We start from the raw sequence: 12,747 nt of genomic DNA on the forward strand, positions 1-12,747 counted from the left end.
TCACGAGCGGCCCCGTCCTCACCCATAAGACGTCCGCACCACCGACCCGAGTCCGCCGACGTACTCGAAAGGATCCCATGTCCGGCTTCTTCCAATGGCTGAGCACCCTCTCGCCTTGGCTTCAGATCCCCCTCGTCATCGGCGCGTTCCTCATCGTGATCGCGTTGATCCTCTTCCTGGTCGAGATCGCACCACGCAAGGGCGCGATCTACACCTACACCCGGCTCGCCGCCTGCGTCATCGGCCCTGTGCTGATCCTGTGGCTCCTGCAGTCGTATCAATGGGCGATCGGAGTCGCCGCCGTCCTCGGCGTGGCGTTCTTCTTCCTCGATCGGCGCGCAAAAGGCGGTGCCGGTTCATACTTCCAGCTGGTCGGATTCCTCGCCCCCGCCCTCATCCTCGTGCTGGTCGGCCTGATCGTTCCGATGATCCAGACCACCTTCCAGTCGTTCATGAACTCCTCGAGCACCAAGTTCGTCGGACTGCAGAACTACGAGTGGATCTTCACGCAGCCGCAGAACCTGCGGATCATCCTCAACACGATCATCTGGGTGCTGATCGCCCCGATCGTCTCGACGGTCGCGGGCCTGGCCTACGCGTACTTCATCGACAAGACACGCGGGGAGAAGTACTACAAGATCCTGGTGTTCATGCCGATGGCGATCTCGTTCGTGGGCGCGTCCATCATCTGGCGCTTCATGTACGCCACTCGCCCTCCTGGTGCCGAACAGATCGGCTTCCTCAATCAGGTGATCGTGTGGTTCGGGGGACAGCCCGTGAACTTCCTCGCCGAGGATCCTTGGAACACGCTGTTCCTGATCATCGTGCTGATCTGGATCCAGACCGGTTTCGCGATGGTCATCCTCTCCGCGGCGATCAAGGGCGTGCCGACGGAGCAGCTCGAGGCGGCGGAGCTCGATGGAGCGAACGGCTGGCAGAAGTTCATCAACGTCGTCGTTCCCGGCATCCGTCCCGCGCTCATCGTCGTACTGACCACGATCTCGATCGCCTCACTGAAGGTGTTCGACATCGTCCGCACGATGACGGCGGGTGCGAACAACACGTCGGTCGTCGCCAACGAGATGTACACGCAGTTCAAGAGCTTCGAAGCCGGTCGATCGGCAGCGTTCGCCGTGATCCTCTTCATCCTCGTGCTGCCGATCGTCATCTACAACGCGAGACAGCTCAAGCGACAGAGGGAGGCGCACTGATGAGTGCCGTAATGCCCGTCGATCTCCCGATGGATGATGACGCCAAGGCGGAACTCGCCCGCGGCGTGGAGAAGGCCGATCGTGACATGCTCAAGCGCACCAAGCGACGCCTCACCTCCCGGTGGGCGACGCTCGCAGCGCTGATCATCGCGATCCTGTGGACACTGCCGACCTTCGGACTGTTCATCTCATCGTTCCGCCCCGCCGAACTGATCGCGACCACCGGCTGGTGGACGGTCTTCCAGAACTGGGGCTGGACGCTCGACAACTATTCGACAGCTCTGCAGTCAGGCAACAGCCAGCTGAACATGGCCGGCGCGTTCGTGAACTCGTTCGCGATCACGATCCCCGCCACGATCATCCCGATCTCGATCGCGCTTCTCGCCGCATATGCGTTCGCGTGGATCGACTTCCGCGGCAAGAACCTGCTGTTCATCGCGATCTTCGCGCTGCAGATCGTGCCGATTCAGATGGCGCTGGTGCCGCTCCTGCTGCTCTTCTCGCGGGGCACGATCTTCGGCATCCCGGTGATCCAGGCATTCGGCGGTCCCGGATACACCCAGGTGTGGATCGCGCACACGATCTTCGCGATGCCCCTCACGATCTACCTGCTGCACAACTTCGTCTCGGAGATCCCGAACGAGGTCATCGAGGCGGCGCGGGTCGATGGCGCCGGACACGGGCAGATCTTCTTCCGGATCATCCTTCCGCTCACGATGCCGGCCATCGCGTCGGTCGCGATCTTCCAGTTCCTGTGGGTTTGGAACGACCTGCTCGTGGCGCTCATCTTCGCGGATGGTGCCGTGGCCCCCATCACGAAGCTGCTCGCCGAGATGACCGGAAGTCGCGGCCAGGACTGGTATCTGCTCACGGCGGGTGCCTTCATCGCCCTGCTGGTGCCGCTGATCGTCTTCCTGTCACTGCAGCGGTTCTTCGTGCGAGGACTGCTGGCCGGGTCCACCAAGGGCTGATCGACGGGGGAACGCGAAGCGGGTCGGCGCCGGGGGGCGTGCCGACCCGCTTCGCGTGGGATAGGTCAGCCCGTGGTGCAGCCGAGTCGGAGTTGAGCGGCCTTCATCGCCTCGACCTCCGCCGTCTGCGCCTGCTTGATGCTGCCCGCGACGGCGAGCACGCGGGGCATGCTGCCGAGTTCGAGCACCGCGTCCACCATCGGCAGCGCGCCCTCGTGATGACGGATCATCAGCTCGAGGAAGAGGCAGTCCGCCGCCGCGCCCTCGGCGGCGCGGAGTTCGTCGAGCTCGGCATCCGACGCCATTCCCATGGCAGCTCGCATCTCATCGTCGGTCATCGGCGTGCTGGGCGCTCCGTGCCCGCCGTGCTCGTCGCCGCTCGCTGTCATCCACGTCATCGGCACGCCGGATTGCGGGAGACCCCACTGGACCAGCCAGTCGTACATCTCGCCGCGTTGGCCGCCCTGGCTCGTGGCGATGTCGTAGGCCATCGAGCGCAGTTGCGGATCGTCGGTCTCGCGGTAGAGGACCATCGCCATGTCGATCGCCTGAGCGTGGTGCAGCTGCATGTCGCGCGCGAAGCCGGCGTCGGCGGCATTGGGCCCCTGGGCGCCGGCGCTGAAGGTCGAGAACCGCCCGATGGCGAAAGCGAGCGCCGCGACACCGAGTCCCACCAGGACGAACACCCACCAGCGCGGTCGCGCCGAGCGGGCGGGTCCGCTCATCGGCTCAGGACTCCTTGCCGGGCGCGTCGATCCCGCCGGTGCACGGGGCCGTGGGCTCGGGGGCGTTCTGGTTGCGCCAGTACTCCTCGAGGAACTCCTCGACGCGGGGGTCGTCGACCGAGTCGAGGGTGAGCTGGTGGTTCCAGGCCGAGAGCACGAACGGGGACGGCAGGCCCTCGTACGGCGACAGCACGAGATACGTCGACGGCAGTTTGCTCTTGAGCGTCCTCAGCTCGGCAGCCGAGAGCTCGTCCGCGTCGTACGTGACCCACACCGCGCCGTGCTCCATGGAATGGACCGCATTCTCATTCGGCACAGCCTGAGAGTAGATCCCGCAGTTCAGCCACACCGCGTTGTGCGATCCACCAGTGGGGGGCGACTGCGGGTAGTCGACGGCATCCTCGACGTGGAGGGAAGTGTTCTCGTAGGTCTGGACGCCCTCGATCTTCGCGCCGGTGCCGCCTTCGGCGTATGCGACGGGAGGCTTCGGCGCGAACACGATGGAGGCGACGATCGCGGCCACGACGAGGACTGCGGCGACCGAGCCGGCCGTCCACCACACCACCTTGCTGCGCTGGCGCTTCGCGAGCTGCCGCTGGTATTGGGCGAGCTTCTCCTGACGCTTCTGCTCGCGCTGCTGCTTGACCGTGAGGTCGATCTTGGCCTGCGCGGCCGGGTTTCCGCTGGTGCGCTTGTCGTCGGCGCGTGGGGGTGTCGGGGTCATGTTCGATCTCGGCTCAGGTGCGCCCGGTGGACTGCCACAGGCGGGTACGGGAAAGTGCGCTCAGTCTAGGCGGCAGTGCTGTGGGCGATCTCGAAGGCCGCTTCGCGGCGAAGGATCGGATGCCGGAGACCGCCGTGGTTCGGATACCATGGACGCGAGCGTCGAATCGATTCGGACGCTCCCGCCGCGAACCGATTGACTGCCGACGTGCCTGACACCGACTCCCTTCCGACCCCGACCGCCGACGCACGGGCCTCGAACTCAACGGGTTCCATCCGCACAAGCACCGGATCGATCCGCACGAGCACCGGTTCGATCCGTACAGACACCGCAGCCATCCGCACGCTGGGTCCGAATCCGGCCACCGCGCCGATCATGCTGCACCCCGGCGACTCGGTTCCGCACCGCCGCAGGGTGCTCTACATCGTGCTGCTCGGCGCACTCACCGCGCTCGGACCGTTCACGATCGACCTTTACCTTCCGGCGTTCCCGGTCCTGGAGCAGGACTTCCAGACCACGGCCGCGGCGATCCAGCTGACTCTGACCGGCACGATGCTCGGCTTCGCCCTCGGCCAGCTGATCGTCGGTCCGCTCAGCGACAAGGTCGGCCGCCGCATCCCGCTGCTGTCCGTCACCGCGCTGCACGTGCTCGCCAGCGTCGCCGCCTCGCTCGCGCCCACGCTGGAGCTGCTGACGGCCGCTCGGGTCATGCAGGGCGCCGGAGCCGCTGCCGGCGGCGTCGTCGCCGCGGCGATCGTGCGAGACCTCTTCGGCGGACGCCGCCTGGTCGTCATGCTCTCGCGCCTCGCGCTCGTCTCAGGGGTGGCGCCCGTCCTCGCGCCGCTCCTCGGATCGGTGCTGCTCCTGGTGATGCCGTGGCGCGGAGTCTTCGTCGTGCTCGCGGTCTACGGCACCGTGATGCTCGTCTCCGCTTCGATCTTCCTCCCCGAGACGCTTCCGCGCGCGCGCCGCAATGAACGTGGCGCCACGGTCTGGCAGCGCTATCGCAGTGTGTTCAGCGACCGGGTCTTCATCGGCGTGCTCATCATCGGCGGCATGACGTTCAGCGGACTCTTCTCGTACCTCTCGTCGTCGTCCTTCCTGTTCCAGCTCGGGTACGGCTTCGACGCCCAGCAGTTCGGGCTCCTCTTCGCGGTCAACTCGCTCGGCGTCGTCGTCGGCGTGCAGTTCGCCTCGCGGCTCGCCTCCCGATTCGGACCCCAGTGGGTCCTGGCGTGGTCCACCGCGGTGCTGGTGGTCGCGGCATCCGCCATCATCGTCACCGACCAGTTGGGCTTCGGCCTCTGGGGCACGATCATCCCGCTGTTCTTCTTCATGACCGCCTGCGGCTTCACCTTCCCGTGCGTGCAGGTGCTCGCGCTCGACCGGCACGGCAAGGCAGCGGGCACCGCGCAGTCGATCGTCGGCGCGACCAACTTCGGCGTCGCCGGCATCATCTCGCCGCTGGTCGGCTGGATCGCCCGCGATGCCGGGATCACGCCGACCACCATGGCCGCCGTGATGGTCGGCTGCGCGATCATCGGGGTGCTGTCGCTGTGGCTCATCGTGCGGCCGCGCACCGTCGCGCTTCTCACGCCGTGATCGCGCCCTGACGGGGTCCGCTCAATCGAGCCGGCGCACCGGGGTCAGCAGGAAGAGCCGGGCGGTGCGGCCGGAGTCCCGCTCGTAGTCGCGGTAGTCCGGCCACTGCGCCTCCATCCGCGCCCACGTGGCATCGCGGTCGGAATCGGGGATGACGGTGGCGTGGACAGCGAAGCGGCGTCCGCGCACCGAGATCTCGGCATCCGGATGCGCCAGCAGATTCGCGGTCCACGCCGGATGCCGGGCGTCCGCCCAGTTGGTGCCGGCCACGATCGCGCGACCCTTGCCGTCCGCGGTGTACATGAGCGGCACGTCGCGCGGCTGCCCCGACTTCGCCCCGATCGTGTGCAGCAGCAGCGACGGCACGATGAACGCGGTCAGGTGCGCACGACCGCCGGAGATGCGGGTGACGAAGCGCTCCAGTGGCGGAAGGACGACGGGCGCGATCCGTCGCCAGACGCGCGTGCGAGTGAGAGGCGCGATGACGCCGCGGAGGATGTCGACGGCAGTTGCCATGCGCCCATCATGCCCTGCTCGCCCGCACCGGCTCGGGCCATCATCTTCCGCCGCGAGCAAGGGCCGAGCGCGGCGCGCCTTGTCAAGGCCCCGGCGGTTTTGCGGGCAGGCGGCCAGAATGGGGCGATGGAGACCAAGACGAAGGATGCCGCGACCCTGCCTCGAACGGCCTTTCTCATCGTCGGGGTGGTGCTGGTGGTGGCGTCCTGCGTACTCGGCTACGTGATCTTCCTCCGCGGGGATTTTCCGTTCGACATCGACATCTGGTGGAACGAACTCCTCGCAGGGTGGGCGTCGCCGATCATGCTCGGTCTGTCGCGGGTGATGAATTTCCTCGGCGGCGGATGGGTAGGAGTGATCCTCGTGCCGCTGGCGGGCGCCATCGCACTTGTGCTGGTGAAGCGGCCATGGAGCGCGGTCTATTTCCTGGCGGCTGAGGCAGCTTCGACCGGTGCCGTGCAGCTCCTGAAGCATCTGTTCGGCCGCGTGCGGCCCGAGGACATCATCGTCCTCACCGACAAGGGCTCGTTCCCCTCCGGGCATGTCGCCAACGCCGCGACGCTCGCGACCGTCGCCGTCATCCTCTTCCCGCGGCTCTGGGTGGTGATCGTCGGAGCAGTGTGGGTGTTCACGATGGCGCTCAGCCGCACGTATCTGCACGCACATTGGCTCACCGATACGATCGGTGGCGCGCTGATCGGTGTGGGCGTCGCACTTCTCGTCGCCGTGCCGTTCGCCGTGCCGCTGGCCCGGGAACGCGGCACCGCCCTGCCACCGGTGCCGTCGCTAGAGTCGAGGGCATGAGCGACAGCGCCGCGCCCGATCCGTCCATCGTCGCCGCGGAGGCGGAGCTCGCGAGACTGCGAGCGGAAGCCGAGGCTGCCGACGCGCAGCTGAAGGCGGCACAGGCGAAGGCGGCCCTCGCCACGGCCGAAGCCGCGGCCGCGAAGGCACGGGCCAACACCGGCTCGCAGCCCGTCGCTGAGCCGCAGCCGGTCGCTGAGCCGCAGCCGGTCGCTGAGCCGCAGCCGGTCGCTGAGCCGGAGCCGGTCGCCGAGCCGCAGCCGGTCGCTGAGCCTGTCGAAGCGTCCGGCGCCACCGCGGAGCCTTCGACAAGCTCAGGGACCGTGGCTGGCCCCCTCGACGCCGAGCAGGTCGCGGCCGTCGTCGCGGGCTACACGTTCGAGGCGGCGACGCTCGATCTCGGTGCGCTCGTGAACACCGACCCGGTGCCGCAGGCGCAGATCCGCATCCCGCTCGGCATGATGAACCGGCACGGCCTCGTCGCCGGCGCGACCGGCACCGGCAAGACCCGCACGCTGCAGGGGCTCGCCGAGCAGCTCGCGGCCAAAGGCGTCCCGGTGTTCGCCGCCGACATCAAAGGCGACCTCTCCGGCGTCGCGACGCCGGGGGAGCCGAATGACAAGCTGCTGGCCCGCACCCGCGGAATCGGGCAGAACTGGCAGCCCGCGGCATCCGTCACCGAGTACTACGCGCTCGGCGGCATCGGCACGGGGGTGCCCGTGCGCGCGACGGTCAGCGGGTTCGGGCCGCTGCTGCTGAGCAAGGTGCTCGGGCTCAACGAGACGCAGGAGTCGAGCCTCGGACTGGTGTTCCACTACGCCGACGCCCACGGGCTCGCCCTGGTCGACCTCTCGGATCTGCGTGCGGTGCTGAGCTACCTCACGAGCGACGAGGGCAAGGTCGAGCTCAAAGACCTCGGTGGACTGTCGGCGGCTACGGCCGGGGTCATAATGCGCGAGCTCATCACCTTCGCCGACGGCGGCGCCGACGTGTTCTTCGGCGAACCCGAGTTCGATGTGCGGGAGTTCCTGCGGACCGCCGCCGACGGCCGCGGCATCATCAGCCTGCTCGAGGTGCCAGGAGTCGCCGACAAGCCGGCGCTCTTCTCCACCTTCCTGATGTACCTGCTGGCCGAGCTGTTCGAGCTGCTCCCCGAAGTGGGAGACCTCGACCAGCCGAAGCTCGTCTTCTTCTTCGACGAGGCGCACCTGCTGTTCCGCGACGCGTCGAAGGACTTCACCGCGGCGATCGTCCAGACCGTCCGGCTCATCCGCTCCAAGGGTGTCGGGGTGTTCTTCGTGACCCAGACCCCCAAGGACGTGCCGGGCGATGTGCTCGCGCAGCTCGGCTCACGGGTGCAGCACGCGCTGCGCGCGTTCACTCCGGATGACGCGAAGGCGCTGCGCGCCACCGTAGGCACCTACCCGAGGTCGGGGTACGACCTCGAGCGCGTGCTCCAGGAGCTCGGCACGGGCGAGGCGATCGTCACGGTCATGAGCGAGAAGGGTGCCCCGACGCCGGTGGCATGGACGCGCCTGCGCGCCCCGCAGGGACTCATGTCCCCGACGCCGGCGGCGCAGATCGCGGCGGCGGTCGCGGCATCCCCCCTCCTGACCAGATATGGGACCGCAGTGGATCGCGAGTCGGCCCGTGAGATCTTGACAGCCAAGATGAACGCCGCCGACGAGGCCCACGCGGCGGCGGAGGCAGCGGTCGCGAAAGCGAAAGCCGACGCCGAGTACGCGAAGCAGCAGGCGGCGATCGACAAGGCCCAGGCCGCGCGCGAGAAGAAGGCGCAGCAGGAGTACGAGCGACTGATGAAGAAGACCGGCGGCACCACCCGCACCTCGCGGTCGTCGCAGAAGTCTCCAATCGAGCAGGTGCTGGGATCCAAGGCGACGCAGACCATTCTGAGTGGCGTCATCCGCGGGATGTTCGGCACCGGGCGTCGCTGACCCGTCAGACCACGGGTCGTGGATCGAAGGTTGCTCGTGCGCAGTCGTGTCGCCGTGGTCGGCCTTGTCGTCGCTGTCTGCGTCGCGGCGGTGGGAATCGCGCTCGCCGCCTGGGCCTTCGCGGGCGATGGCACGCGGCCGGATCCCCAGGCCACCGCTGATCCGGTGACCGCGACGGACTTCTGCTACGTCGAGGCGATGATCTACTACCGCGTCGAGACCACCGACCTGAGCGACGCGCTCCTCCGCAAGGTGGGGATCACACCCGAAGGCCGCGACCTGGCGGAGCAGCTCACCGCGGACCAGGCGGACGAGCTCGAGCAGCTGCGGCCCTGGTACCTGTCGTGGCGCGAGCACCGGCCGCTCGAACGGCCGAACGAGGGACCCTGCGCGGGTCATTCGGACCACGCGCAGATGCCGGGGATGCCCACGCCCGCGCAGTGGTCAGCCCTGCTCGCCGCGGAGGGCGCCGATGCCGAGCGCACCTACGCGGAGCTCCTGATCGCCCAGCACGAGGCGATGGTCGCTTTCGCCGCGCAGATCCTCGAGGGCGATCCGCACCCGCGCGTCCGCGAGTCGGCGGAGCAGGTGATCGAGCAGGGCGAGAACGACATCGCCGCGCTCGAGGACCTGGCCGCCGCGCTGCCCTGACACGCTGGCCGGAGCGGCATTTCGGTCAGACACAGCTGAACAACGGATGCCGCCTCCCGCCGCCTCCGCATCCTCGCGCGGCTTAACCTAGGGGTATGGCGACGAAGCCCCCGCGGACGGACATCGACGAGACCCTCGTCCGCTCCACGCACCCCAAGAAGGTGGCGGTCGGCGTGCCCGCGGTGCTGCACGCGCTGCAGATCTCGTACGACCAGATGGGGGTGAGCCGCAGCGTTCAGAGCCTGCTGCGGGTGAACCAGAAGGACGGGTTCGACTGCCCGGGCTGCGCATGGCCCGAGGAGGACAAGCGGCACATCGCGGAGTTCTGCGAGAACGGCGCGAAGGCGGTCGCCGAGGAGGCGACCCTGCGCCGCATCGGACCGGAGTTCTTCGCCGCTCACTCGGTCTCCGAGCTGTCGGCTCATGACGACTGGTGGCTCGGCCAGCAGGGCCGGCTGACCCACCCGATGATCCTGGACGAAGGCGGGACGCACTATCGTCCGATCGCCTGGGATGACGCGCTGCGCGAGATCGCCGCCGCGCTGCGGGCTCTCGACGACCCGGATGAGGCGGTTTTCTACACGTCTGGGCGCACGTCGAACGAGGCGGCGTTCCTCTATCAGCTGCTGGTGCGCGGGTTCGGGACGAACAATCTGCCGGACTGCTCGAACATGTGCCATGAGTCGTCGGGGTCGGCGCTGAACGAGACGATCGGGATCGGCAAGGGCACCGTCTCGATCGAGGACGTCCACAACGCCGACCTGCTGATCGTCGCCGGACAGAACCCCGGGACCAACCACCCTCGGATGCTCGTCGCACTCGAGAAGGCGAAGCGCAACGGCGCGACGATCATCGCGGTGAACCCACTTCCCGAGGCGGGGCTGGTGCGGTTCGAGAATCCGCAGACAGTGAAGGGCGTGCTCCTCGGCGGGACGAAGCTGGCCGACCAGTTCGTGCAGATCCGCCTGGGTGGTGACCAGGCCCTGCTCCAGGCGATCGGCAAGCACCTGCTCGAGGCGGAGTCCGAGCTCGGCGGGGTGCTCGACCACGCGTTCATCGCCGAGCACACCAGCGGATTCGAGGCGTACCGGGCGGCGATGGCCGAGATCCCGTGGCGTGAGCTGGTTTCTGCGACCGGCCTGCCGGAGAAGACCCTTCGTCGCGTCGGTGAATCCGTGCGCACCTCGAAGGCGACGATCGTGTGCTGGGCGATGGGCCTCACGCAGCACAAGCACTCCGTGGCCACGCTGCGCGACGTCGTGAACGTGCTGCTCCTGCAGGGCAACATGGGGCGCCCGGGCGCCGGCGTCTGCCCGGTGCGCGGTCACTCGAACGTGCAGGGCGATCGCACCATGGGGATCTACGAGAAGCCCTCTGCCGCGTTCCTCGACGCCCTCGATCGCGAGTTCGAGTTCGCCGCCCCTCGAGCGCACGGCCACGATACCGTCGCCGCGATCCGGGCGATGCGGGACGGCGCTGCCCGCGTCTTCGTGGGGATGGGCGGCAACTTCGTCTCCGCCACTCCCGACACGCTCGTGACCGAAGCGGCGCTGCGCAAGACCGACCTGACGGTCCAGATCTCGACCAAGCTCAACCGGTCGCACGTCGTCACCGGGCGCCGCGCGATCATCCTCCCGACGCTCGGTCGCACCGATCGTGACCGGCGAGGCAGCGGCGAGCAGCGCGTCACGGTCGAGGACTCGATGGGCGCGGTGCACGCCTCGCGCGGGCGCTTGGCGCCGCCGTCCGAGGACCTGCTGAGCGAGGTGGCGATCGTGGCGCGGCTGTGCGCGCTGCTGTTCGGGACGGATGCCGGGGACCGGCCAGGCCCGGAGATCGACGTGGATACGGCGGTCGAGGTCGACTACGGCCAGGCGGAGCGCGGCCAGCTCGAAATCCGCCCCCTCGAAGCGGAAGACGCGGCCGCGCCGCGGCATCCGCGGTCCTTCCCCCAGGCGAACTGGGCGGCCCTCGAGCACGACTATGCACTGATCCGCCGGCACATCGCCGCGGTCGTTCCGGGGTTCGAGGACTTCGAGGCGTCGATCGACAAGGGGCGGACGCTGTTCCTGCCCAACGGCCCGCGCGACGAGCGCCGCTTCGCCACCGCCGACGGCAAGGCGCGCTTCACGGTGAACCCGCTCGAGTACCCGCACATCCCGCGCGGGCGCCTGCTGCTGCAGACGCTGCGCTCGCATGACCAGTACAACACCACGATCTACGGCAAGGACGACCGCTATCGCGGGATCCACGGCGGACGACGGGTGGTGCTGGTCAACGCGAAGGACATCCAGGCGCTCGGCTTCGACGAGAACGAGATCGTCGACCTGGTCTCGGAGTGGGTCGGGCCGGACGGCGTGCTGCAGGAGCGCCGCGCCGAGGAGTTCCGGATCATCGCGTACCGAACGCCGCGCGGCAACGCCGCCGCCTACTATCCCGAGACGAACGTGCTCGTCCCGCTCGACTCGGTCGCCGACGTGAGCGGCACGCCCACCTCGAAGTCGGTCGTCATCCGGCTCGAGCGGCGCTGACCCTGCTCATAGGGTGGGGGGATGAGCTACCGCGCGGCCGTGATCACCGTGTCCGACCGAACATCGGCTGGCACGCGCTCCGATGCGAGCGGGCCGATCGCCGTCGCCGCGCTGCGCGAAGCCGGGTTCGAGTGCGGTGAGCCCATCGTGGTGCCGGATGGCGCGGACAGCGTCGAGCGGGCGCTGCGCGATGCCCTCGCCGACGGCGCGCGGCTGATCGTCACGAGCGGCGGGACCGGAGTGGGTCCGCGCGATGCGACTCCCGAGGGCACCGCCCGGGTGCTCACTCGCGAGGTGCCTGGCATCGCCGAGGAGCTGCGTCGTCGAGGCGCGGTCGAGATGCCCGCGGGCATGCTGACGCGCGGACTCGCCGGCGTCGTGGACGGCGTCGGGGCCCTCATCGTGAACCTTCCGGGATCGCCAGGGGGCGTGGCATCCGGAATTCCCGTCGTCGTCTCCGTGGCCCGGCACGTGCTCGATCAGCTCGGCGGGGGAGACCACTGATGGGCGCTGTGCGCCTCGCGGCGGTCAGTTCCGTGCGCCTCGATCTGGATGCGCACCTCGACGCGGTGGACGACCCCACGTGCGGCGCCGTCACGACCTTCGTCGGGCGCGTACGCGATCACGATCCGGATGCCGCGACCGCCGTCGTTGCGCTGGAATACTCCGCCCATCCCGACGCGGAGGCGGCGCTGCACCGCCTCGCCGAGGCGGCGATCGGGTCGTCGTCGGCGCTCGTCGCGGTGAGCCACCGGATCGGCCGGCTCGCGGTGGGCGACGACGCGGTCGTGATCGCCGTGTCGTCGCCGCACCGCGCGGAGGCGTTCGAGGTCTGCCGTGCCCTCATCGAGTCGATCAAGACCGACCTGCCGGTGTGGAAGCGCCAGGTCGAGGCGGATGGGACGACCGCCTGGAAGGGCCTCGGCGGCTGATCGGCGTCCCTCATCGACGTCGGGGCCCCTGCCACCCCGTCGCCGGATCAGGTGATGAGGCGAATGCAGGTCGGTACGCGGCGGAAGAGCCTGTGTTCGCGACATCACCTGATCTCGCGACGTTG

12 protein-coding genes are annotated in these 12,747 nt (G+C 68.6%); 9 read left to right on the forward strand and 3 right to left on the reverse strand.

Annotated features, from left to right (window positions below):
• The first annotated feature begins 77 nt into the window (after nucleotides 1-77).
• Together ACXJ3V_RS04885 and ACXJ3V_RS04890 are read left to right on the forward strand one after the other, a co-directional pair.
• A complete protein-coding gene (locus ACXJ3V_RS04885) occupies nucleotides 78-1,211 on the forward strand; it encodes a carbohydrate ABC transporter permease (protein ID WP_457099134.1) in 1,134 nt (377 codons plus the stop codon).
• Nucleotides 1,211-2,182: a carbohydrate ABC transporter permease gene (locus ACXJ3V_RS04890; protein WP_457099135.1), complete on the forward strand. Its 972-nt coding sequence runs from the start codon at nucleotides 1,211-1,213 to the stop codon at nucleotides 2,180-2,182. The genes ACXJ3V_RS04885 and ACXJ3V_RS04890 overlap by 1 nt, the downstream gene beginning before the upstream one ends.
• 65 nt (nucleotides 2,183-2,247) lie before the next feature.
• On the opposite strand, the gene ACXJ3V_RS04895 is transcribed toward ACXJ3V_RS04890, so the two are convergent.
• Together ACXJ3V_RS04895 and ACXJ3V_RS04900 are read right to left on the reverse strand one after the other, a co-directional pair.
• Complete coding sequence (locus tag ACXJ3V_RS04895) at nucleotides 2,248-2,907, reverse strand: DUF305 domain-containing protein (protein ID WP_457099136.1); 660 nt, start codon at nucleotides 2,905-2,907, stop codon at nucleotides 2,248-2,250.
• A gap of 4 nt (nucleotides 2,908-2,911) precedes the next feature.
• Complete coding sequence (locus tag ACXJ3V_RS04900; RefSeq protein ID WP_457099137.1) at nucleotides 2,912-3,631, reverse strand: DUF3105 domain-containing protein; 720 nt, start codon at nucleotides 3,629-3,631, stop codon at nucleotides 2,912-2,914.
• Between the two features lie 375 nt (nucleotides 3,632-4,006).
• Between ACXJ3V_RS04900 and ACXJ3V_RS04905 the strand changes: the two genes are divergently transcribed.
• Nucleotides 4,007-5,233, forward strand: coding sequence for a multidrug effflux MFS transporter (locus tag ACXJ3V_RS04905; RefSeq protein WP_457099424.1), 1,227 nt, complete (start codon nucleotides 4,007-4,009; stop codon nucleotides 5,231-5,233).
• A 21-nt stretch (nucleotides 5,234-5,254) separates the two neighbouring features.
• On the opposite strand, the gene ACXJ3V_RS04910 is transcribed toward ACXJ3V_RS04905, so the two are convergent.
• The gene (locus tag ACXJ3V_RS04910) at nucleotides 5,255-5,749 is read right to left on the reverse strand and encodes a nitroreductase family deazaflavin-dependent oxidoreductase (protein WP_457099138.1); all 495 of its coding nucleotides are present in this window, start codon (nucleotides 5,747-5,749) and stop codon (nucleotides 5,255-5,257) included.
• A 126-nt stretch (nucleotides 5,750-5,875) separates the two neighbouring features.
• On the opposite strand from ACXJ3V_RS04910, the gene ACXJ3V_RS04915 reads away from it, so the two are divergent.
• The 6 genes from ACXJ3V_RS04915 (at nucleotide 5,876) to ACXJ3V_RS04940 (ending at nucleotide 12,622) form a co-directional block, all read left to right on the forward strand.
• A complete protein-coding gene (locus ACXJ3V_RS04915) occupies nucleotides 5,876-6,553 on the forward strand; it encodes a phosphatase PAP2 family protein (RefSeq protein ID WP_457099139.1) in 678 nt (225 codons plus the stop codon).
• The gene (locus tag ACXJ3V_RS04920; RefSeq protein ID WP_457099140.1) at nucleotides 6,550-8,508 is read left to right on the forward strand and encodes a helicase HerA-like domain-containing protein; all 1,959 of its coding nucleotides are present in this window, start codon (nucleotides 6,550-6,552) and stop codon (nucleotides 8,506-8,508) included. Before ACXJ3V_RS04915 ends, ACXJ3V_RS04920 begins: the two co-directional genes overlap by 4 nt.
• Before the next feature lie 36 nt (nucleotides 8,509-8,544).
• A complete protein-coding gene (locus ACXJ3V_RS04925; protein ID WP_457099141.1) occupies nucleotides 8,545-9,159 on the forward strand; it encodes a DUF305 domain-containing protein in 615 nt (204 codons plus the stop codon).
• 95 nt (nucleotides 9,160-9,254) lie between these two features.
• Nucleotides 9,255-11,690: an FdhF/YdeP family oxidoreductase gene (locus ACXJ3V_RS04930; protein ID WP_457099142.1), complete on the forward strand. Its 2,436-nt coding sequence runs from the start codon at nucleotides 9,255-9,257 to the stop codon at nucleotides 11,688-11,690.
• A gap of 21 nt (nucleotides 11,691-11,711) precedes the next feature.
• A complete protein-coding gene (locus tag ACXJ3V_RS04935; RefSeq protein WP_457099143.1) occupies nucleotides 11,712-12,194 on the forward strand; it encodes a MogA/MoaB family molybdenum cofactor biosynthesis protein in 483 nt (160 codons plus the stop codon).
• On the forward strand, nucleotides 12,194-12,622 hold the full coding sequence (locus tag ACXJ3V_RS04940) for a molybdenum cofactor biosynthesis protein MoaE (protein WP_457099144.1): 429 nt from the start codon (nucleotides 12,194-12,196) through the stop codon (nucleotides 12,620-12,622). The genes ACXJ3V_RS04935 and ACXJ3V_RS04940 overlap by 1 nt, the downstream gene beginning before the upstream one ends.
• The last annotated feature ends 125 nt before the right edge of the window (nucleotides 12,623-12,747 follow it).

The organism is Microbacterium sp. P5_E9 (assembly GCF_054049175.1).

What these genes read in the sequence shown, in the direction of transcription:
- ACXJ3V_RS04885 (WP_457099134.1), top strand. Translation starts at nt 78, where the DNA reads ATGTCCGGCTTCTTCCAATGGCTGAGCACCCTCTCGCCTTGGCTTCAG.
- ACXJ3V_RS04890 (WP_457099135.1), top strand. Translation starts at nt 1,211, where the DNA reads ATGAGTGCCGTAATGCCCGTCGATCTCCCGATGGATGATGACGCCAAG.
- ACXJ3V_RS04895 (WP_457099136.1), bottom strand. Translation starts at nt 2,907, where the DNA reads ATGAGCGGACCCGCCCGCTCGGCGCGACCGCGCTGGTGGGTGTTCGTC.
- ACXJ3V_RS04900 (WP_457099137.1), bottom strand. Translation starts at nt 3,631, where the DNA reads ATGACCCCGACACCCCCACGCGCCGACGACAAGCGCACCAGCGGAAAC.
- ACXJ3V_RS04905 (WP_457099424.1), top strand. Translation starts at nt 4,007, where the DNA reads ATGCTGCACCCCGGCGACTCGGTTCCGCACCGCCGCAGGGTGCTCTAC.
- ACXJ3V_RS04910 (WP_457099138.1), bottom strand. Translation starts at nt 5,749, where the DNA reads ATGGCAACTGCCGTCGACATCCTCCGCGGCGTCATCGCGCCTCTCACT.
- ACXJ3V_RS04915 (WP_457099139.1), top strand. Translation starts at nt 5,876, where the DNA reads ATGGAGACCAAGACGAAGGATGCCGCGACCCTGCCTCGAACGGCCTTT.
- ACXJ3V_RS04920 (WP_457099140.1), top strand. Translation starts at nt 6,550, where the DNA reads ATGAGCGACAGCGCCGCGCCCGATCCGTCCATCGTCGCCGCGGAGGCG.
- ACXJ3V_RS04930 (WP_457099142.1), top strand. Translation starts at nt 9,255, where the DNA reads ATGGCGACGAAGCCCCCGCGGACGGACATCGACGAGACCCTCGTCCGC.
- ACXJ3V_RS04935 (WP_457099143.1), top strand. Translation starts at nt 11,712, where the DNA reads ATGAGCTACCGCGCGGCCGTGATCACCGTGTCCGACCGAACATCGGCT.
- ACXJ3V_RS04940 (WP_457099144.1), top strand. Translation starts at nt 12,194, where the DNA reads ATGGGCGCTGTGCGCCTCGCGGCGGTCAGTTCCGTGCGCCTCGATCTG.